This window comes from Pseudochrobactrum sp. AO18b (assembly GCF_000409565.1).
GTDB lineage: Bacteria > Pseudomonadota > Alphaproteobacteria > Rhizobiales > Rhizobiaceae > Pseudochrobactrum > Pseudochrobactrum saccharolyticum.
The window spans coordinates 25,422-46,295 of record NZ_ANNO01000259.1; the positions used below are offsets into that span (position 1 = coordinate 25,422).

Genomic DNA, 20,874 nt, shown 5'->3' on the forward strand with positions numbered 1-20,874 from the left:
CATTGATTGTATATAAAAGTTGATGATTTCTTTACTACGCAAATAAATCTTTCCAAAAAGGCTGGATATTACAATTTTTAAGTGCGGCAGATTGTCAATTAAGTGGCTAAATCTGATTGATAAATTATCCTATACTACTGAAAATAATCATTAAATCACGACATATTGTTAAAATTTGATAACCATATTTACTCAAAAATACTGTTTATTACGCGCTATATGTGAGAAGGAGATCATGACGTTTGTAAAAAGTGTGCGGTGGGCGGCTATGGACTGCTTGTCGTTATTGTGCGGGGGATCTAAATGCAATTTGACCAGAATATTCCAGCATCATGTCCACCATCTGACGTAGATGTGGCCGGCGTAGTCTACCGCGCCGTTGAAAAATTGCCTCTGGCTCCTCAACATTTTCATTCATGGGTAAAGTCGGGGCAAAAAAACGCAAAAGCTACCGATTGTCGTCACTGGGGAATTTCGGTCTGGGATTGTCTGGAAGCCGTAGAGCATGCTCGCAACATAAACCCACTCATGAGAGAGAGATTTATAGCTGAAGGTAAGCTACAGCCTGGTGACGGAGTTATCAAACATACCCCAACAAAATCCCAGCCGATGCATTGTACTCTTTGGTATGATATAAACGTGAATATGCCTCAGCGGTTTTCGATTGTACTAGAGCCGGAACTCGAGGTTTTTTGATATGTGGTCAGCAGATAAAAAGCCTGATGGCAATCTCAATAATATGGTTGTTCTCCCAGAGGACGTGCTGTTTGAGTACGACGAACCATTAATATTTCGAACTACTTTTGGGCTTATGAATGCCTTGGTAAGCAAAGTGAGCGAGCGAGATGGTGTTGGGATTTATCTTGCATGCGAAACAAATAATCGGACTGTGAAGGCACTAAAGGAAGGTAGTCTTTCTGTTTTTGGCGCGTTCGATAACCCATCCCTTTGGCTTCTTGCGATTGATGATGCAATGTCGGTTCAATCTTATTGGAATTGCAGTCGGTCAGAGGTTCCATCACGGTTTTTTGCTAAGCCTGGCGTTGCACTTTACCATTGGTACGGGTTGGTACCGGATACAATAGAACAAGCTACTGCCTTGCTGGCTTTGAAATTTCGGGGCCCGATGTTAACCGAAGATGGTATGCCTTTAGGGAAGCTGAGAAGTATAGTTGAACAGGCAAGCATTACAGTACGGAAGTTGCTAGCGCCAATTGAACTTATAAAAAGCAAGAGCTCAACCTTTGATGTCGAGGTTGCCCCGTTGAAATTTGCAAGCTTAGTTATTGCCGTTAAAGATCCAGTGTTTAACATGAAAGCAATTCATCGCACTAAATCCTTGCAACTAAAGACACGAGATGAATTCCAATCGGATGTAGAATTTAGAGGGATGGAATTTGCGAAGAAGGTACAAGAAGTTCATATTTTAACAAAAAATAATGGACTTGATGATAATTATGCACGGGAGAATTTTTCTATTCTCGACGTACTAGCAGATGTGCTTCCTAATGAAGATGAGGGGATTTCTTCGTTGGAATTCAATATTCGCACCAATGAAGGGATGCGAACAGTTATATTTGATAGTAAAGACGCAGACAAAATTAAGCATAGGTTAAATGTAATTCAGTTTCAAAGCATTGCTGAAATTGGGGTGATTGATGGCGTATTGAACCGTAGCAATACTATTCGCCTTATTTCGCAGCGAGGTACGGAAGTCACTTGCGAGTTTAACGAGGTTCAGTTCAAGCACTTAATATCGGATCCATTATTTAATATTGGTGTAATGATTCAATTGACAGGGCAATTAAAACGCAGGCCCCGTAGAGACAAAATGACTGTAGATTCTTACTCATTCATTTAATTCGCCAAATGTATGGTGAATATGCATGCATGTTGAGTTTTTGGTCTACAAAAGGTCGGTGTCATGTTTTGACTACCTCAATGATTATTCCCCCACTGAGAACAGTGACGTATCAGTGGGGCGCTGGTCTAAAATCCTCACTGCTAACAGTGAAGGAACAGTGAGAATATTAAGCTATAAATAGTGCTCACTTATTCCCAATTAAGAAAAGGCAGGCGCTTCTGGCATTTGGCAAGAACGACGGTCTCCAATAAATTGCGTGATAGCAGTGACTGAAAAAGTGAATAGTTCGCGGTTAGTCGGGGCTCGTTTTTCCAGTGCAAACAGAATCTTTGTATCAGTTTCACACATTTTAAGCTTGCCAATCAGCGGGGAAATCTCCTTATCTTCGAATGTGCGGATATCCATTCTGTGAGCAAAGTAGTTCCTAATTTTGATGATATTTTTTAAGTCGTTATAGAGCTTGTCACCATAGACACCTGTTAGTCTGCCAAGTTTTGCCTTTGTGTCGAAAGAAGCGGCAGCGCCGTAATCGAATAATTTCTCAGTGATATCTTCAACGTAATGAAGATGCATTTTTATGGTTCGAGTTAAATAATACTCTAGATACGATGCCGCTAGTATGGCTGTGATATGATCTGATGATGAATTGATTATTTCGTCCCAAGCCGCATTGGATTGCTCAGAACTTATTATCTTCTTGCTTGCTTTGGCCATAAAGCGCGCGCCCCCATTATTAAAATTATTAGTCGCTCCCGAACTGACCGAGACATACAAGAATCTTAAAATGCCTTCACGTAGTGTGTTATTCCAGTGCTAGCATCATTAGAGCCTTTGGGACACTAACCTCATCGCCGGAAAGGTTTTGCCACTCAGTGAGGTACTCATTAAATGAAAGCCCGACAGTGAGCTGATTGATTAAACGATTATCTCGCAGAATACTGTCAGCAGGCACGCTTTTCTTGATATATCTCGACATATAAAAGGCCTCTTTTGTTAGAGAGGTCGCTTGCGATAAAGCTGTTTTATTCTGTGAAAACCATTCGGGGGCAACCTCAACATCATTATGTTTTTCATCTAGAATTGAACAATAATCAATCGCACCAACTTGCAGGGGGCCAGTTATCTTCGACATTTCTTGCAAGGCTATTAAGGAATGACATTCGCAGAGCGCCTCTTCAATCCACATATGCCCGTCCGTTCGCGGGTGCCTCTTCCATGAACTTGTCGAAAGATGCCCCAGCTCATGAGATATTTGATAAGCATATTGCCAATAAAAAGCGTGCTTTGAATTTACAATTATTTTCTCATAGCCGCAGTTTGAGACATACATAGGCGCTTCTTTGGAGCAGTCACGCACAATGTGAATACACTGAGAACGTAAAGTAGGAAGCCCAATGTTTTTGAAGATTGTGGTTGTGACAGATGCTGTCACCAATTTTACCAAATCAAGTTCGTCTTCTTCAAAGCCTTCAAATACAAATTTTTCTATCATTTTTGCGAAGCCTTCAACGACACACCACCGCCCGACGCGACTTCCCCATGTTTGAGGAACTGCACGCCTGCATCCTCTAGGGCGCGTTTAATAGCTGCAAGGTTGTTGATTGCTGGTGTTCGTCGTCCTTTTTCAAAGTCACGTATCGTGCTCTCGCTCAGGTTTGAGGCAGTAGCTAGCTGTGTTTGTGACCAGTTAAGCAGACCTCTGGCAGCGCGTGATTGAGCTGATGACAACTCCATGCAATCTCTCCTATCAAATAAATATCGTTTATCATTCACGAATACCGTTGACAAATAATAAAATACACGAAATATAAGGATGGTAAACGAATATCGTTAATTGAGGGTTTATAATGCCAAACGCACCAGTTCCGGCAGCCGCCGAAGGTTTGCCCGCATATAAGACTGCATGTGAAATTCACGACAACATATTTCTGGCTCTGGATATTGCAGAGAACCAATGCCCGCCTCGAGAAGAAACCTGCGAGTTGATGCATGAAGCTTGCGAATTAATGCGCGATGCCCTGAGCCAGACGAAACAATTATTGGAGAAGCTATCATGAGAACTGAAACGCCAAAGGTAAAGACCAAAGCTGAGCAAGCTATTGATACAGGTTATCTGGTTTGCTCATTGCTGCATGTGTGTCGTTCTGCTGCTGATTTCGCAGGTGATAATGAAGGGTATCCCGCAGGGCAGCACATTCCGCAGTCTCTGGCTGTGGTTCTCAAGCATACAGAGAGTTTGGCTAGTGAGGTTTTGAATGCCCTTGAAAAGGGTATTCGCAATGGTGAGGTATCGGCATGAATACGTCTCCAAGCCTTCTGGGCGCTACCGACCTATTAAGCATCGCCAATGGATTGATAGAGGCCATATGGATGGCAGCGGCAGCATTACCAGATCAAGACCAAACTGATGCTATTCAGCTTGTTTGCAATACAGCGAAAAACAGAGTGTCCGAAGCTGTTGAGATTATCGACGCAGTACGGAAAGGCGGCCTGTCATGAGGCTTATTCGTTTATGGCTAGCAATTGCAATTCTCAGAGTGAGCAGAAAGTTTTCATTCTGGTTGCTGCCGGAAGCGAAAGGGATGCGCGATGAAGCAGATCAATAGCCCTGTCATTCATAGTTTCCGTAGGCGGTTGCTTGAAAAATGGATTGAGGATGCGATTGCGCTCTTAGATCAATTTGACGGTGATGCAGACTTTGAAGATTGCGATGATGATTATGTGGATGAACGAGAAGAACCGCGCCGTATCATGGGCGGGGCTGGTGCATAATATTCCTTCTGAAAACAGCGGCATAACAGCGTGAGTTTTGTCACTCCATAAAACCAGTGTCCGAAATATGCAACTTCCTGCATTGCAGGGTGTGTGACGACAGGTCTTACTTTTCGGAGGCAGTCATAGCCGGAGAGCTTCACCGATTTAAGTTCGGTCATAACGCGGGGGGAACAGGTAGAGTTTTCTGACACTATAAAAAGCCGCTCAAAATCAGTTTTGTCGGTTATGTCGGTTTTGTCAGGAGGGGGTAGAGTAAAGTTTTGGGTCTTAAGTGAGCGAGGGGATGTATCGCACTCCAAGCTATTTAGTCTCTGCAGCTACTAACCCTACCGCTGAATAAAAGGGGGATTGATGGGTGGATTGAAAAGTGTAGTTGAATTGTAAATTATTGATTTTAAATGATATTTTTATCAATTATGGTGCCGCTTACGTGACTCGAACACGTGACCCCATCATTACGAATGATGTGCTCTACCAACTGAGCTAAAGCGGCAGGGAGATGCTCCCGCACAGAATGCGTTGATTTTATGCAGTCTGTTCGGGCGCGTGATAGCGAAATCTCATTCTGATTGCAAGGCGCAAAAGCAAAAAGAAGCGGTTTCCGTTATGCCATTCTCGAAGTTTAAAACTCCCTGATAAAATGAACAAGATTGTTTATTTTGTCAGGGAGTAAATCTCAGCTATAGTACTGTTTTCTGAAGCGAATTGACGAACTTACTGAGCCTGGCAAAGCGCGGATTTTGCCTTTTTATATTGCTCAATCCAGCGTTCCACCAACTCTCCGGCGGGCAGCACTTCTTTGACTGCGCTGATCCCCTGACCGCAACCCCAGATATCTTTCCAGGCTTTGGCGCCGGTGGTGGCTTTGTGGAAGTCCATTTTGCTCGGATCAGCCTCCGGTAAGTGATCGGGATCCATTCCTGCGGCTTCAATGGACGGGCGCAAATAGTTTCCATGAATGCCGGTAAAATAATTGGAATAGACAATATCTTTCGCGCTGGATTGCACGATCATGTCCTTATAGGCATCAACAGCATTGGCTTCTTTGGTCGCAATAAAAGGCGAGCCGATATAAGAAAGATCTGCGCCCATTGCCTGTGCTGCGAGAATGGCACGGCCACTGGAAATGGCGCCGGACAGGGCAACAGGACCATCAAACCATTCGCGGATTTCAGCAATCAGCGCAAAAGGCGACAATGTTCCCGCATGGCCACCGGCACCGGCGGCGACAGCAATCAGTCCGTCCGCGCCTTTGCGGATGGCTGAATTGGCATGGCGGTTATTGATAACATCATGCAGAACAATCCCGCCATAGGAGTGAATTGCAGCATTAACCTCAGGCACTGCGCCGAGAGAGGAAATAACAACCGGAACCTTATATTTGACACATAATTCCAGATCCTGCTGCAAACGCAGATTGGAGCGGTGCACAATCTGGTTGACGGCAAAAGGGGCTGCGGGCCGGTCAGGATTTTCCTGATTATATTGCTGAAGTCCTTCGGTAATCTCTGCCAGCCACTCATCCAGCTGTGTGACGGTGCGTGCATTCAGCGCCGGAAATGCACCGACAATGCCGCTTTTGCACTGCGCCATAACCAGTGCAGGATTGGCGATGATGAAAAGCGGCGCACCGATTGCCGGTAAGCGCAGATTGGTTTTGAGAATATCCGGTAGAGCCATGTCGCAGTCCCGTAATTGACGTAAACGTAAACGGTATATTGCTGGTAAGGATTGCAGGATGTCAAAGGCAAAATATAAAAAACCGCATCATTTTGGTTCAGTGAAGCTTGGCGGTTGACTTATATGTAATATTTACTGTGAAATATGCAGAATGAACATGTTTATGCCATGCCGGCAATTTTACTAAAGATGCGCCGGTGCGGCATATTTCGGAAATAGAGGTTTTCTGCACAAATAGTCTTTGTGGAACAATATGTTAAGATCGTATATAATCTTTTTATATCCCCGTGATAGTTAGGATTTCATAGGACTTAAAAATAAGTTAATGCGTTGGTCTGCTTATTCGTGCATCAATAAGAGTAACAGCGCATCAAGCCGGTAGTAGGAAGGGACAATTTTGCAGGGCATCGAAAGTGCAATACGCAACGCTTTGACCAAAGCGGATTCGTCTGATCCGGCTATGCGCCAGCGGATTTATGAATCCGTCTGGAGCGCGCATGAACGCGCTATGGCCGCGAATGCCCAGCTTTCAGACCCGCAACGTGCTGAGCGGCGCGAGAAGCTGAAGGCCGCAATTTCCCATATCGAACAGGAAATGCGCGCGAATGCGAACCGTGTTTCTGATGAGGAAATGCTTGCTCCTGCGCCGCAATATGATGGTGGACTGGGTGTTCCTGATCTTGATCATAGTGATGTACGCTCTGAGGGTAAGGGCTCCCGTAAGCGTAAAAGCAAAGCGGAGGCCGAGCCTGATCTGGGTTATGAACAGGGGCTCAGCCAACCTGCAAAACCTAAAAAACGCAAAAAATCCCGTATTTTCTCTCTGGCGCTGCCATTGGCATTTTTGGTGACTGCCGGTTTGATTGGCTGGTCGCTCTATAATAGTTTTGTCACCATCGGGCCGGTAGGGAATGCACCGCTTTCGCAGTCCGGCAATGCCGGACCTGCGATGCAGGGTAATGAGGCTGACAGCAAAGACTGGGTGACAATTTTTACTCCTGCACAGCCTGATCGTATTTCTGTTCAGGGAAAAGCTACCGCTGAAATCGGCGGTTCCGGTAATGCCCGTTATGTCCGTATTAAATCGCCGACTGCAACAGATACGGCCAGTTTTGACATTGGTCAGGGTGTGCTGGATCAGCTTGAAGGCAAGCAGGCGACATTTGAAGTCATGGTGCGCAGTGACGACGGCGGAACCGTGCAAATGTCTGTCAGCTGCGATCTGGGCTCTCTGGGTGATTGCGGACGCAAGCGCTATGATGTGACCGACCAGCAAAGCAGTCTGCTGTTTGATCTTCCGGTTCCTGAAGTATCGTCGGCAAACAGTTCCGGCCGTCTTGTCCTGACCAGTGATATTAACGGCACCGGTAAAAGCGTCGATATTTATACAATCCGGGTTAAAACCGTAGAATAATCAATTATCCGGCAGTAGCTGCATCAGATTTTGTATAATGTCGGCCTCTGCAGGTGGTTTGTCCCAGCGCAGTCTGGAAATGCGCGGAAAGCGCATAGCCAGTCCTGATTTATGGCGTGTGGAGCGGTTAAGCCCTTCAAAGGCAACCTCTACAACAAGCCCGTGCTGCCGGTCTGCCCTGACAGCCCGTACAGGCCCGAAACGCTGAATTGTATTCTCCCGTACAAAACGGTCGAGCTGTTTCATTTCCTCATCGGAAAAGCCGGAATAGGCTTTGCCGACGGGGAGTAACTGTGCCTGTTCACTGGCATCAGACCAGACTGCAAATGTAAAATCCGAATAAAAGCTTGAACGCTTGCCGTGACCGCGCTGGGCGTAAATGAGAACTGCGTCGATAATATAGGGATCGCGTTTCCATTTGAACCACGGGCCTTTTGGTCGCCCTGCACTGTAAACGCTGTCCGTACGTTTGAGCATCAGTCCTTCAATCACGGCATGAGGCGGGTGGTTGCGCAGGTGCCGCAACTCGGCAAATGTCTGAAAGGTAAGCAGCGGCGAAAGATCAAAATAAGACGGATCAAGCTCTTTGATAAAGTCTTCCAGATGCTGCCTTCTTTGCGCAAAAGGCAGATTGCGCAAATCCGATCCGGTGAGGCGGTTGCCGCGATGCAGCAGATCATAGACACGGATGAAGGCAGGATAATCCTGCAATTGACGGGCAGTGACAGTTTTACGGTTCAGCCTTTGCTGCAAGGCATTGAAAGAGGCTGGCTCTGTTTTGCCGTCTGCATGGCGGATCAGCAATTCTCCGTCAATGGCGCCCTCAAAACGGATGGCTGAGACAATATCGGGAAAGGCATGGGTAATATCATCACCGCTGCGGGAATAAAGCTTTTTGACCCCGTTTTCACTGACGGCCTGTACGCGGATACCATCCCATTTCCATTCTGCCGCAAAATCCTCCGGTATGAGTTTCTCTGTTTCAGTCTCATCCAGCGGTGTTGCAAGCATGACGGGGCGAAACGGTGCCGGATTATCATTTTCCGGTTTGCTGCTGCTGCCGTCGAGCCAGCTGAACAGGCTGAGATAGGGCGGGGTCAGCCCGTGCCACAATTCCTCAATTTCGCTGAGTTCAACCTGACCGAAATCCGCAAGTGCCTGCTTTGCCAGCCTTGCGGAAACACCGATCCGTAAGCCGCCGGTGACGAGTTTCAAAAGAGCATATCGCTCAGAGACATCAAGCGCATCCAGCAAAGTCTCAACCAGTTGCGGCGCGGCATTGCGCGATGTTTGCTGGAGTGTTGTGATAACAGTGCCGAGGGACAAGTCATTGACCGGCTGCACATTATCGGCAGCAGGCCAGATCAGAGAAATCGTCTCCGCGAGATCGCCGACATAATCATAGGAATAGGCAAATAATTCGCTGTCGACGCGTGTCATGGTCAGTGCGCGCAACAGTGCGGGTTTTACACTGTTTAACTCAAGTGTGCCTGCCAGCGCGGCCAGTGCATAGCCACGGTCAGGATCAGGTTGCACGCGGAAATACTCGGACAGCAATAACAGCTTTTCATTGCGGCGCGGCGTGAGCACCAGCCTGTCGAGCAATGCGGCAAAGGCTTTCATATGTCTGCCTCATCTTCATAGCCGACGAGATGCAACGGTTTCGCCGGGATGGAGTTGAGAGTGCACCAGCGTACCAGAGCTTCCTCGCGTCCGTGTGTCACCCAAACCTGCGAAGGAGAGAGTTCCGTGATTGTATCGGTCAGCTCATCCCAGTCGCAATGGTCGGAAAGGATCAGTGGCAATTCAATTCCGGATTGTTTGGCTCTCTGGCGGATACGCATCCAGCCGGAGGCATAACAGCTGACAGGATCAGGAAACCGTCTTGACCAGCGGTCAGCCATTGCAGCGGGCGGGGCAATAATCAGGCTGCCCGCGAAATCTGCTTTTTGATGTGTTGTTTCTGAAGTGGCAGGACGCAGCTCTCCGAGGGCAATACCCTGAGATTGGTAATATTGGCAAAGCTTCTCCAAGGCGCCATGCAGATAGATGGGGGCATCATAACCGGCTTGACGCAGCAGGCTGATAACCCGTTGTGCCTTGCCAAGCGCATAGGCGCCGACAATATGGCTGCGCTCGGGCAAAAGCTGTAAGGATTGCAGCAGCTTGGCAATTTCATCGCTTGGTTGCGGATGCCGGAAAACCGGCAGACCGAAAGTGGCTTCGGTAATGAAGACATCGCAGGCCACGGGTTCAAACGGTGCGCAGGTTTTGTCCGCAACACGTTTATAATCGCCGGAGGCGATAATTCTGGTTCCTTGATATTCCACTGCAATTTGTGCGGAGCCCAATACATGACCCGCCGGATAAAAGGTGACTGTAACACCGTTGATATTGAGCGGTTTTCCGTAATCAGCGATCTGACTGGTGCGCGCATAATGCTCGCCAAACCGGATGCGCATAATATCCAGCGTCTGGCTTGTAGCCAGCACATGATTATTGCCTGCACGGGCATGATCGGCATGGCCATGGGTAATCAGCGCGCGGTCAACCGGACGTACCGGATCGATATGGAAATCACCGGCCGGACAATAGAGCCCCTCGGGGGCAGGGTGCAGCAGTTCTTCAGGACGCATGGAAATAACATAGACCGGATGCAGCTTTAAACAAGACCGTAGCCGGTGCGGATCAATGTGGCCGCTGTTTGCAATGAGCACTAAAATTGAACCCGCATTGGCTGTGTGAAATCCGTTCGGGTTTCAAAAAAATATCTTGTCAAATGCCCCGCATCACTGCATATCGCGTGCTCTGCAACAAATGCGGTAAGAATGGCGCGGGCATTTTTCTCTTCCGGTGATCTGATAGCGGATCGCCGTGCTCATTATGCGGTCATGATGTCTGAGGCGGGAGACCATTCCGCAGCAGCCGACCTGATGCGCCAATCGCTTGATTATCTGACATCTCAGTTCCGGCAATGGCCTGCGGGCCTGTTTATGCTCAGCGAAATGCATGAAAATGCGGGCGAAACAGATGAAGCTGTGGCTCTCTGGCGACAGCTGCTGAAGCTTGATCCTGAAGACCGTTTTGGCGCGGCGCTGAAACTGGCACAATGCGGCCTTGGTGAAACACCGGATGCGGCACCGCCTGCCTATATTGAGGCACTGTTTGATGCTTATGCACCGGATTTCGAGGGATCTCTGGTCGATAAGCTGCAATATTGCGGGCCGCAAAAACTGGCGGAGCTGATTACCAGACATTTTCCGGAGCGCAGCTACCAGCATGTGCTGGATCTGGGCTGCGGCACCGGTCTGATGGGAGAGGAAATCCATCAGCGCAGCGGTTTGCTGAGCGGTGCGGATCTCTCAGAAGCCATGCTGAAAAAGGCGGATGAGAAGCAGATTTATACAAGGCTGATTAAGGCAGATGTAAACCAGTGCCGCAAGGCGGATCTGGTCGATGAGGCCCTGCCGCAACCGGATATGATCCTTGCTGCCGATGTGTTTATCTATATCGGCCAGCTGGAGCGCGCTTTCGCTCTGGCAGCGGAATGTTTACGGAGAGGAGGGGTGTTTGCCTTCTCGGTGGAAACACATGACCGGCCTGAAGCGCAGAGTTCAGACGGTTCATGTGATGATATGATTTTGCAGCCGTCTTTACGTTTTACCCATTCTGCCCGCTATATCGAAAATTTATTACAAGTCAGTCGTTTTGAATTGCTGGATTATCAGCGCATTGCTCTGCGTCTTGATCGTGGAGAATATCTCGATGGCTATGTCTTTCTTGCCCAAAAATGCTGAGCCGGTACGGTTTCGGCTTTCTGTTGTCTGAACAGAGATCAATCCGTGACGCTTTAAGCACAAACGGGACTTCACACCTGTCGGGATGCACCCTACATTCACCCTGTGAAACCAATATCCGCTGCCGATAAATCTTCCGGTCATGATGTTCTGCCCGCTGTCTTTGTACAGTGGTTTGCGGATAAAGGCTGGCAGTTGCGCCAGCACCAGCGTGAATTGCTGGAGCGCAGTCTGGCGGGGCAGTCCACATTGCTGATTGCCCCTACAGGAGCCGGTAAAACGCTGGCCGGTTTTTTGCCTGCACTGACTGATCTGACATTGCGTGCACAGAGCGGTGCGCGTAATCAGCCGCGCCGTTCCGGTATTCACACGCTTTATATTTCGCCGCTCAAAGCGCTGGCTGTTGATGTTGAGCGCAATCTGGCGAAGCCGGTTGCGGAAATGGTGCTGCCGGTAACTATTGAAACCCGCACAGGGGATACGCCTGCCCATAAAAGGCAGCGGCAGAAACTGGCGCCGCCGGATATATTGCTCACCACACCTGAGCAACTGGCTCTGTTACTGGCGGGTAAAGATGCGGCAGATTTCTTTGCGGATTTGCGTTTTGTAATTTTTGATGAGTTGCATGCGCTGGTCACTTCAAAACGGGGGCAGTTGCTGGCACTGGGGCTGGCACGGCTGCGTAATCTTGCACCGCAGATGCAGACAATCGGCCTGTCGGCAACAGTGGCAGAGCCGGATGATCTGCGTCGCTGGCTGGTTACGCAGGGCGATACTCCTGCACTGGCCGGACTGGTTACTGTGCAGGGCGGAGCAAAGCCGGAGATCAGCATATTACAATCCGGTGAGCGGATACCATGGGCCGGTCACAGTGCCGGCTATGCACTCGGCGATGTCTATGAACTGATCCGGCAATTCCGCACGACATTGATTTTCGTGAATACCAGATCGCAGGCAGAGCGGATTTTTCAGGAGCTCTGGCGTATCAATGAGCTGACCTTACCGATTGGCCTGCATCACGGTTCGCTGGATGCCACACAGCGTCGTCGTGTGGAGGAGGCAATGTCCCGCAATGCTCTGCGCGCAGTTGTGGCAACCTCGACCCTTGATCTTGGGATTGACTGGGGTGATGTCGATCTGGTTATCCATATTGGTGCGCCGAAAGGTGCCAGCAGACTGGCACAGCGTATCGGGCGCTCCAATCACCGTATGGATGAGCCAAGCCGCGCAGTTCTGGTGCCTGCAAACCGTTTTGAAGTGCTGGAATGCAATGCGGCGCTGGTTGCCAATGTAGAAGGGGTGCAGGATACACCGCCTCTGGCCGACGGGGCTCTGGATGTGCTGGCGCAGCATATACTCGGCATGGCCTGTGCCGAACCGTTTCATGCGGATGTGCTCTACGCAGAAATATGTTCGGCAGCGCCCTATCAGCATTTATCCCGCCATCAGTTTGATCATGTGCTGGATTTTGTGGCAACCGGTGGCTATGCACTGCGTGTCTATGAGCGGTTTGCAAAAATCCGCCCGATGCCGGACGGGCGCTGGCGTGTCAGCAATGGTAAAGTTGCCCAGCAATATCGCCTCAATATCGGTACGATTGTTGAAGCGCCGGAACTGAATATCCGCATGATCCGTAAGGGGCGCAAACTTGCAGGAAGCGCCGCCAGCCCCATGCGCGGAGGGCGGATATTAGGGCGTATCGAAGAGTATTTTCTCGAAACGCTGACACAGGGCGATACGTTCTTTTTTGCAGGCCAGACCGTGCGTTTTGAAGGTATCCGCGACAATGAATGTCTGGTGTCGCAGGCCTCCGGCGAGGATGCGAAAGTGCCGGTTTATGCGGGCGGGAAATTTCCGCTCTCAACTTATCTGGCCTCGGAAGTCCGTGCGATGCTGGCGGATGACAAAAGCTGGCAGCAATTGCCGGAGCAGGTGCGTGACTGGCTGCAATTGCAGCGTGACCGCTCCGTGCTGCCGGCACATAATGAATTGCTGGTCGAGACTTTTCCACGCCAGAACCGGTTTTATATGGTGTGCTATCCGTTTGAAGGCAGGCTGGCGCATCAGACATTGGGGATGTTGCTGACGCGGCGGCTGGATCGGGCAGGTGCACGGCCGCTGGGATTTGTGGCAACGGATTATTCGCTGGGGCTGTGGGCGGCACGTGATCTGAATGCGATGATGGAAGACGGTGAATTATCGCTGGATACATTGTTCGATCAGGATATGCTCGGCGATGATCTGGAGGCATGGCTGGATGAAAGCTATCTGCTGAAACGTACTTTTCGCAATTGTGCGCTGATTTCCGGCATGATTGAACGGCGTCATCCGGGTAAGGAAAAGACCGGCAGACAGCTGACGATTTCCACCGATCTGATCTATGATGTGTTGCGCAGCCACGAACCGGATCATATTTTACTGCAAGCCACACGGGCAGAGGCCGCAACGGGGCTGCTGGACATTGCCCGTCTCGGAACAATGTTGCAGCGTGTGCGCGATCACATTGTTCATCGTAACCTGCCGCATATTTCGCCTTTGGCATTGCCTGTGATGCTGGAAATCGGCAAAGAACGGGTTGCAGGAACAGATGATGATTTGCTGGAAGATATGACCCGTGAGGCACTGGAAAATTGACAAGTGTGATTAAGCAGGCGCATCAGGGCGGCGCGGATATTCTCATCAATGATACGCTGTGCCATCTCGATCCGCGCGGGGTATTATACCTGCCGTCATACCGGACGCTGGTGGTGTCTGATCTGCATCTGGAAAAAGGGTCATTCTTTGCTAAGCGCGGCATGATGCTGCCGCCTTATGATACGCTGGCCACATTAGCGCTGCTCAAGACCATCATTGATGATTATCAGCCATCTTGTGTCATCAGCCTTGGAGACAGTTTTCACGATTGTCATGGTGCATCGCGGCTGGCAGATGAGGCATCCGGTTTGCTTCGCCAGATGATGAAAAGCCGCCAATGGCTATGGATTGAGGGTAATCATGATCCGGTACATCCGGCGGGGCTTGAAGGGGAGAGCATGGCGCAATTCAGGCTTGGCGGTCTGATCTTCAGGCACGAGCCGCTTGTGGGAGATAATCCCGGTGAGGTGGCTGGTCATTTGCACCCCGCAGCAAAGATTATACGGCAGGGGCGCAGTGTACGGCGTTCTTGTTTTGTCAATAATGGGCGCCGCCTGATCATGCCGGCATTTGGTGCCTATACGGGTAGCCTTAACGTGCTGGATAAGGCATTCCGCGGGCTGTTTGATGTGAGTGGTTTTGACGTGCATTTGCGCAGTGAAACGCGGATATTCACTGTACATCCGCGTTTTTTACGACCTGACTAATTAGAGCGGTTTACGTCCAGATTGGATCATAGCGCTCGCTCTAAATTCTTTATTTGGTCGCATTATCACTGCCGTCAAGTTGATTCAACTGGACTGTGAAATGCTCTAGTCTTTACGGAACAGCAATTGTCCGAGCCAGCCTGTGAGACCGGCGAGAAAAACGGCAAACAAACCATAGGCAAGGCTATATTGATGCGCCGCCTCAAAAATCTGCTGTTCGAGACCGGCTTTGACAATATTGAGATGGGTATTGGCTTCCCCAATGAATACGCCATGGCGGAACAGCAAAGCGCGGGCTTTGTGCCGCCCGACCGGCACATTGGTTGAAAGCGCCAGTGTTGCGCGGAACAAAGTCTGCGAAACAAATTCGACCGAGCCGACTTTCTGGCTATAAAGTCCCTGACGGGATTTCAGGTCGCGCAGCTCCTGCCCGAAGCGCATAGCATTCGGATCTGTCAGCGTGCCATATTCAGGGTTCAGCGCGAAATAATTGACGCCGAGCGAAAGCTGGCGATAGGTTTTCTCGTCGGTAATATCCTGCAGCGGTCGCGTGGATGCCAGAGAATAGGAAAGCGGCACAGATGTGAATGTTTCTGAATCCGCATTAACCCAGACGCCGAGATAACGTGACTTTTCACGCACGACGAGATTACGCTGCGGGCCTTCCAATACCACGATAATATCGTAGCGGCCCTGTCTGCGGATCAGCGGATCGGCATTATCCAGCGCGCCGAAAATTGTCAGATTGGTGCCGCTGAAATTGGATGCAATGGCAATCGTTTCTGTCGAAAGGCCGATTTCGATTGTTTCCGGCAATTGCTGCGGGTCTTGCAGATTGGTGACCGCAGCCATTTCCTGTCCGCGCTCTTTTATCCGTGTCGCGGCATTGCCGCTCTGGAGCGGTACCAGTGCGGAAAGCAAAACAGTTGCGAGTAAGCTTTTGCGGATGATCTGTTTCATCTTACTCATCCGCAAAGCCGATGGAGAAAAGATTATCCGGCTGAATGAACAGGCCGAAAGCCAGTCGCAGCGCAACGGCAAGAACCAGCAATGCCAGCAGCATACGCAATTGCTCGCCGCGCAATTTGCGTCCTGCTCTTGCGCCATATTGCGCTCCGATCACGCCGCCGACCATCAGCAAAAAGGCCAGTACAATATCAACCGTATGGTTATTGGTTGCCTGCATCACCGTTGTAAATGCGGTCACAAAAGTGATCTGAAACAGCGATGTACCAACAACCACATTGGTCGGAACGCGCAGCAGATAAATCAGCGCCGGAACCATGATAAAACCGCCGCCGACACCCATAACGGATGAGAGCAGGCCGATACAAAAGCCGATGGCCAGTACCGGAATAATACTGACATAGATCATCGAGGCTCGGAACCGCGCCTTGAACGGCATACGGTGAATCCAGTTATGTTGCCCCGAGCGGCGGACATCCGGTGCTTTGCCGTCTTTGTTGCGGCGCAGGGTGCGCCAGCTTTCAACGGCCATCAGACCACCGACAGAGCCGAGAAAGACCACATAAAGCAGGGAGATAATCAGATCGAGCTGACCGAGATCACGCAACAGCGAAAATATGTAAATACCCACCAGAGAGCCGACAAGACCGCCGATCACCAGCAATATGCCAAGCTTGAAATCCAGTGTCCGGCGCTTGAAATGCGTAAGCGCGCCGGAAACGGAGGAGGCGATAACCTGATTAGCGCCGGTGGCAACAGCAATAGCGGGCGGAATGTTATAGAAGATCAGCAGAGGAGTAATCAGAAATCCGCCGCCAACGCCGAACAGACCTGACAAAAAGCCGACAGCCGCCCCCATGCCGAGAAGAACCAGCATGTTGACTGAAATTTCTGCTATTGGCAGATAAATACCCACGACCCACTACCATTACTATGACACTGCCGGAGATTGAAATCTGTATCCCTTTATCCGGTGTACAGCTAAGCTCCCCGCAGAGTTCTCCCGAAAATAATACCCGGCCTATCGTCAGACTTTGCAGCTTTTCGATGGCGGCGGGCGGTTATTCTTCGTGACCTGACAGAATTCTGAGTTTAACCGCCATTTGCGGCGTTAAACCTGAAAATACATATGCTGATGTCGTTTTTTGCGTGCTTTTTGTATGCAACACACTCATCGTCGCAAAAAACTGTTAATTTTCTGCGCCTTTGGCAGCGCCAAGTCAAACCATCACTGTGCATAAGATGATGCGAAACCGTCAGCCTGAATAGTCACCGGAGATTGTGTGTGGCAGGTGTTGCAGTTAGGCCGCAATTTTATACGCAACGGCCATAAAAATACCCCTCTGCCAGCACGGCAAAGGGGTATGATTTCTTGTTATTGCTGATTGTTGCCGGTGCAAATCAGCTGTTCTTGGCGAGCAGTGCTTCAACCAGTTTCTGATCCACTTCGCCGGTTGGCTTCATGCCATTGGCTTTCTGAAAAGCAGAAATCGCTTCTCTGGTCTTGTTGCCCATAACGCCGTCTGCCGTGCCTGCATCATAACCATTTTTTTGCAGGATCAGCTGAATATTACGCACGGCTTTTTTCATATCGACGGAAGCTGTGGTGACAGCTTTGTCATCAGCCCAGGCATCCGGAATGCTGACCGAATTGGCATCCTCAATCATGTCCTTCGGCTTCCAGAGCTTTGTCAGGTTGATTGCCCGCTCCAGTTGTTCAGGCTTGAGGGATTTTGCAATCTGATCGCGCTTGTCAGCCGCATCCGTATCACCGGCATTGGCAGCCAATGCGAACCATTTATAGCTTTCTTCCAGATTTTGTGTGCGACCCAAACCTTTGGCGGTCAGAATGCCCAGATTATACTGGCTGTCTTTTACGCCGAGTTCTGCAGCGCGGAAGAACCATTTGGCAGCATTGTCATGGTCTGCCTTGCCGTCCGGCCCCATGGCATAGAGCACGGCAAGATTATGCATAGCACTGGCATTACCCTGTGCAGCGGACTGTTCATAGAGTTGTGTTGCCTTGATCGCATCGCGCGGCATGCCAAGGCCTTTTTCGTTGAAATTGGCAAGGCGGTACTGGGCAGGTGCAAAACCGCGCTCAGCAGACAGAGCATACCATTTGGCAGCTTCCGCAAAATCGCTGGCAACACCGCGGCCGTCTGTATAGCGCATGCCGATTTCATAAAGAGCACGGGCATCGCCGCTTTCAGCAGCATTGCGCAGGGCAATCGGGCCGGCCTCTTTCGGCACTACAGGGACTGCTGTCAGCTTCGCCGTTGCAGCAGCTTCGCTCTTTTGCGGCAGGCTTTGTGTTGTCGTCTGATCCGGTGTTGTTGTCTCAGCCTGAGCCGTGTGAACCGGCGTGCTGCTTGCAGGCAGTTCCGGCATTGGCTGCATGTCCGGTGCGGCTGCTACCGGCGGATTAATAACAACAGGCTTGATAACAGCCTGTGTGCTGCCGGTCATTGGTCTGGCGGAGAGCGGCTCTGTCGGAAATTCGCGTGAACCAAGCGGCTGCACTTCTGTGCCGTCATAAACCGGACCATGGTTCAGGCTGGTAATCTGAAGCGTGGATGCAGTCTGTTCTTCCGGTTGCGCTGGATTATCAAGCGTGGTGATTGTCGGCAAAGCAGGTTTCTTGTCTTCAATCACAGCCGGAGCGGTATTAACCGGTGCAGGCTGCACACTGGCCAAATCCGGTGACTGCGGAACAACGCTGTCCTGCTTTTCAGTCAGATAGCTGTTGCCAAGCTGCAAGCCGGTTACAGCAATGATGATGGCGCTGATAGCCAGCAGAAGCGGCTTGCGCAGGGAGCGCTTTGGCTTGTCTGGAGCAGTCGTGCGGTCTTCATCGGATGTGATATCGCCGCCCAGAGTACCGTCGCTCAGGTGCTGATCGCGCAGGCGTCCGGTTTCATCCGCTGCAGCCTGTGCTGCACGGCGTGCCGCACTGATAAGGTCGGATTTGCCGGAGGAGGGATTATGATCCGGCCCGCGGCCACGCTGTTCATCACGCACGCGGCGGATAATGGCGTTAAGATCCGGCATTGCCGCAAGGGTCTGGTCGGTGCTTTCTTCTTCGGATTTGACCGGAATACGGTTTGCCGCAGGCGGCGTATCCAGTGTCAGTAAATCCGCGTCTTCAATCTCAAAAGCATCGGTTGTTGCCGAAGTCGGGCTGTTTGGCTTGGAGCGGCGCACAGCCTGAGCCAGACCGCTCAGTAGTGATTTGCGTGCTGTACCGGTTGTTTCAGCTTCTGTATCTGCAGCCATTTTCTCCGGTGCAGGATTGGCCGCGGATTTAACAGCGGCACGCGCAGCTTCAATAGCCGCCGCAGCCGGTGAAGGCACGGCGGAAAATGCTGCATTGCGTGAAGAATTGCCTGCTGTTTGTTCCGGATCATTGCCCCATTCAGGAATAGAAAGCTGGCTGGTAAAACGTGTTGCATTATTCTGTTCGCGCGACTGGCCTGCAGAGCGCGAAGGCTGGGCAAAAGGCGGTTTCTGCAGATTGTCTTTTTCAATCTGTCCAAGACGCTCGGCAATTTTCAATAATGTATCATGAACCTTGTTAAAGGTGCGGCTGTTACGCTCATCCGTATCACGGGTCAGCTGTTCCAGCGCCTTAAGATCATCGGCAAGCTGGCGGGCAAAATCTGTATCGCGGGAAGGGCCTTTGTCCACAACCTGACGAATAGCTTCTTCTGCGGCTTCACGGGCAGCGCTCAGAACTGTGTCGCGGTTAATGTCGATGGCGCGTTCAATCACATCGAGACGCGGCTTGATCTCTGCGAGTTCAGGCAGCAGGCTTTCCGGCTTGCTGAGCTGTTCTGTGATAAAACCAAGCTGCTTTTCGAGATTGCGCATCAGCTGCTGATCGGCTGCCGGTGCTGCAGGCACAGCCTGCAATACAGCGGTTTGTTCCGAGACTTGACGGGTAATGAGATCGAGGCGGTTTTCCAGTGCCTGAATAAACCGGTCATCATTCAGAGCGGCTTTATGAGCGCTGTTACGATATTGCTCGTCCAGATGGCTGGTCAGATCGGCAAAACGGCGGTCGAGTTCTTCAAAAACTGCGTTTTCCTGCTCCGGCTGCTGGCGATGATAGCTGGTCGCAAGAATTGCGCGGCTGATTTCATCCAGACGTTCGTCCAGCTGACGCAGGGAGTGGCTCTGATTGTCCGGCAGCTGTTCAATGGTATGGCGCAAATCATCAAGGCGTGACGTGATCGCATCCAGAGCCGGATCAATATGTGCCGACTGGCTTGCATGGAATTTTTCAGTCTGCTGCTGTTCAAAATTGTCAAAGCGCTCATCCAGCGCATCCCAGCGATGGCTCATACGGCGCAGGGATTCTTCCCGTGCCAGAGTCTCAACAGTCCGCTTCAGTTCTTCAAAATCACGACGCATAATTGCATCGGTATTCGGGCTGTTATTGGCGGACAGATTGCTGGTGCCTGCGATAAAGCGGTCGGCAGCGGAAAGGCGTGCCGGATTGTGCTGCACACCTGTATCAGACAGATGCAGTTTTTCGCTGATTGCTGCTGCCTGTCTCAGTTCTGTACGGGCGCGCAAACGCTGTAATTCGTCGGCAATGGCAGCCAGAGCTTCCTTGTGCGGATTGTCCGCAGAAGCCGGTGCAGATGCTGCCCGTGGTGCAACTGCCGGATCATTACGCAGAAATTCAAGAGCATCAGGTGATGCCGTTTCATCGGCAGCCTGCGTGTGACGGGAAAAGTCTTCCGCCTCCCGCCGCTCGACAAGATGATTTTCAAGGGCGGACAAAGTGCGGTTCAATTCCTCAAGCGATGCAAGCGGACGGCGCTCACGGCGCATATTCAGATTATCGAGAGGAGACCGCTGATTTGTCATCGCCGTTTACACTTTTCAAACTGTGCGCCTTAAAGGAGCTGGTCAGATTGTCCGTTTGTTTTCGCCTGCAGGACTTGCTGGCGGATCAAAGCAAGGTCTTTGTTGAGGTGGTTGCAAGGCACCACACGAAACACAGACTTTGCCTCAGACACAGTTTTGTCG

The 20,874-nt window shown here is 50.5% G+C and carries 19 protein-coding genes and 1 tRNA gene; 10 read left to right on the forward strand and 10 right to left on the reverse strand.

Annotation, left to right across the window (positions count from 1 at the left end):
* The first annotated feature begins 303 nt into the window (after nucleotides 1–303).
* Both A918_RS0110790 and A918_RS0110795 read left to right on the forward strand, forming a co-directional pair.
* Entirely contained in the window at nucleotides 304–696 is a 393-nt protein-coding gene (locus tag A918_RS0110790) for a hypothetical protein (protein WP_022711076.1), read from the forward strand.
* A 1-nt stretch (nucleotide 697) separates the two neighbouring features.
* Nucleotides 698–1,861, forward strand: a complete 1,164-nt coding sequence (locus tag A918_RS0110795) for a hypothetical protein (RefSeq protein ID WP_022711077.1) — start codon at nucleotides 698–700, stop codon at nucleotides 1,859–1,861.
* Between the two features lie 201 nt (nucleotides 1,862–2,062).
* On the opposite strand, the gene A918_RS0110800 is transcribed toward A918_RS0110795, so the two are convergent.
* From A918_RS0110800 to A918_RS0110810, 3 genes are all read right to left on the reverse strand, one after another.
* Nucleotides 2,063–2,578 carry a hypothetical protein gene (locus tag A918_RS0110800; protein ID WP_022711078.1) on the reverse strand — a complete coding sequence of 172 codons (516 nt, stop codon included), beginning with the start codon at nucleotides 2,576–2,578 and terminating at the stop codon, nucleotides 2,063–2,065.
* 88 nt (nucleotides 2,579–2,666) lie between these two features.
* Nucleotides 2,667–3,356, reverse strand: a complete 690-nt coding sequence (locus A918_RS0110805; protein ID WP_022711079.1) for a hypothetical protein — start codon at nucleotides 3,354–3,356, stop codon at nucleotides 2,667–2,669.
* Nucleotides 3,353–3,598, reverse strand: a complete 246-nt coding sequence (locus A918_RS0110810; RefSeq protein WP_022711080.1) for a helix-turn-helix transcriptional regulator — start codon at nucleotides 3,596–3,598, stop codon at nucleotides 3,353–3,355. Before A918_RS0110810 ends, A918_RS0110805 begins: the two co-directional genes overlap by 4 nt.
* Before the next feature lie 113 nt (nucleotides 3,599–3,711).
* On the opposite strand from A918_RS0110810, the gene A918_RS0110815 reads away from it, so the two are divergent.
* From A918_RS0110815 to A918_RS20170, 4 genes are all read left to right on the forward strand, one after another.
* Complete coding sequence (locus A918_RS0110815) at nucleotides 3,712–3,921, forward strand: hypothetical protein (protein ID WP_022711081.1); 210 nt, start codon at nucleotides 3,712–3,714, stop codon at nucleotides 3,919–3,921.
* Complete coding sequence (locus A918_RS0110820) at nucleotides 3,918–4,163, forward strand: hypothetical protein (RefSeq protein ID WP_022711082.1); 246 nt, start codon at nucleotides 3,918–3,920, stop codon at nucleotides 4,161–4,163. The genes A918_RS0110815 and A918_RS0110820 overlap by 4 nt, the downstream gene beginning before the upstream one ends.
* A complete protein-coding gene (locus A918_RS0110825) occupies nucleotides 4,160–4,363 on the forward strand; it encodes a hypothetical protein (RefSeq protein ID WP_022711083.1) in 204 nt (67 codons plus the stop codon). Before A918_RS0110820 ends, A918_RS0110825 begins: the two co-directional genes overlap by 4 nt.
* A gap of 90 nt (nucleotides 4,364–4,453) precedes the next feature.
* A complete protein-coding gene (locus A918_RS20170) occupies nucleotides 4,454–4,636 on the forward strand; it encodes a hypothetical protein (RefSeq protein ID WP_022711084.1) in 183 nt (60 codons plus the stop codon).
* Between the two features lie 420 nt (nucleotides 4,637–5,056).
* Here the strand turns inward: A918_RS20170 and A918_RS0110835 are convergent.
* Both A918_RS0110835 and A918_RS0110840 read right to left on the reverse strand, forming a co-directional pair.
* Nucleotides 5,057–5,132 (reverse strand) — tRNA-Thr (locus A918_RS0110835).
* A 221-nt stretch (nucleotides 5,133–5,353) separates the two neighbouring features.
* Nucleotides 5,354–6,319, reverse strand: a complete 966-nt coding sequence (locus A918_RS0110840) for a nitronate monooxygenase family protein (protein ID WP_022711085.1) — start codon at nucleotides 6,317–6,319, stop codon at nucleotides 5,354–5,356.
* Between the two features lie 397 nt (nucleotides 6,320–6,716).
* Between A918_RS0110840 and A918_RS0110845 the strand changes: the two genes are divergently transcribed.
* Nucleotides 6,717–7,733 (forward strand): hypothetical protein, encoded by a 1,017-nt coding sequence (locus A918_RS0110845; protein ID WP_022711086.1) that lies wholly within the window; start codon nucleotides 6,717–6,719, stop codon nucleotides 7,731–7,733.
* On the opposite strand, the gene A918_RS0110850 is transcribed toward A918_RS0110845, so the two are convergent.
* Together A918_RS0110850 and A918_RS0110855 are read right to left on the reverse strand one after the other, a co-directional pair.
* Nucleotides 7,734–9,356, reverse strand: a complete 1,623-nt coding sequence (locus A918_RS0110850) for a cisplatin damage response ATP-dependent DNA ligase (protein ID WP_022711087.1) — start codon at nucleotides 9,354–9,356, stop codon at nucleotides 7,734–7,736. It abuts the gene before it with no gap.
* Nucleotides 9,353–10,369, reverse strand: a complete 1,017-nt coding sequence (locus tag A918_RS0110855) for a ligase-associated DNA damage response exonuclease (RefSeq protein ID WP_028233667.1) — start codon at nucleotides 10,367–10,369, stop codon at nucleotides 9,353–9,355. Before A918_RS0110855 ends, A918_RS0110850 begins: the two co-directional genes overlap by 4 nt.
* Nucleotides 10,370–10,561: 192 nt before the next feature.
* Between A918_RS0110855 and A918_RS0110860 the strand changes: the two genes are divergently transcribed.
* The 3 genes from A918_RS0110860 to pdeM all read left to right on the forward strand — a co-directional run bounded on the left by A918_RS0110860 (nucleotide 10,562) and on the right by pdeM (nucleotide 14,871).
* Nucleotides 10,562–11,530: a methyltransferase gene (locus tag A918_RS0110860; RefSeq protein ID WP_022711089.1), complete on the forward strand. Its 969-nt coding sequence runs from the start codon at nucleotides 10,562–10,564 to the stop codon at nucleotides 11,528–11,530.
* 105 nt (nucleotides 11,531–11,635) lie between these two features.
* A complete protein-coding gene (locus tag A918_RS0110865) occupies nucleotides 11,636–14,164 on the forward strand; it encodes a ligase-associated DNA damage response DEXH box helicase (protein WP_022711090.1) in 2,529 nt (842 codons plus the stop codon).
* The gene (gene pdeM / locus A918_RS0110870; protein ID WP_022711091.1) at nucleotides 14,161–14,871 is read left to right on the forward strand and encodes a ligase-associated DNA damage response endonuclease PdeM; all 711 of its coding nucleotides are present in this window, start codon (nucleotides 14,161–14,163) and stop codon (nucleotides 14,869–14,871) included. Before A918_RS0110865 ends, pdeM begins: the two co-directional genes overlap by 4 nt.
* A gap of 105 nt (nucleotides 14,872–14,976) precedes the next feature.
* On the opposite strand, the gene A918_RS0110875 is transcribed toward pdeM, so the two are convergent.
* From A918_RS0110875 to A918_RS20175, 3 genes are all read right to left on the reverse strand, one after another.
* Nucleotides 14,977–15,831 (reverse strand): TIGR02186 family protein, encoded by an 855-nt coding sequence (locus A918_RS0110875; protein ID WP_022711092.1) that lies wholly within the window; start codon nucleotides 15,829–15,831, stop codon nucleotides 14,977–14,979.
* Between the two features lies 1 nt (nucleotide 15,832).
* The gene (locus A918_RS0110880) at nucleotides 15,833–16,753 is read right to left on the reverse strand and encodes a sulfite exporter TauE/SafE family protein (RefSeq protein WP_022711093.1); all 921 of its coding nucleotides are present in this window, start codon (nucleotides 16,751–16,753) and stop codon (nucleotides 15,833–15,835) included.
* 485 nt (nucleotides 16,754–17,238) lie between these two features.
* Entirely contained in the window at nucleotides 17,239–20,712 is a 3,474-nt protein-coding gene (locus A918_RS20175) for a peptidoglycan-binding protein (protein WP_022711094.1), read from the reverse strand.
* Nucleotides 20,713–20,874 lie beyond the last annotated feature (162 nt).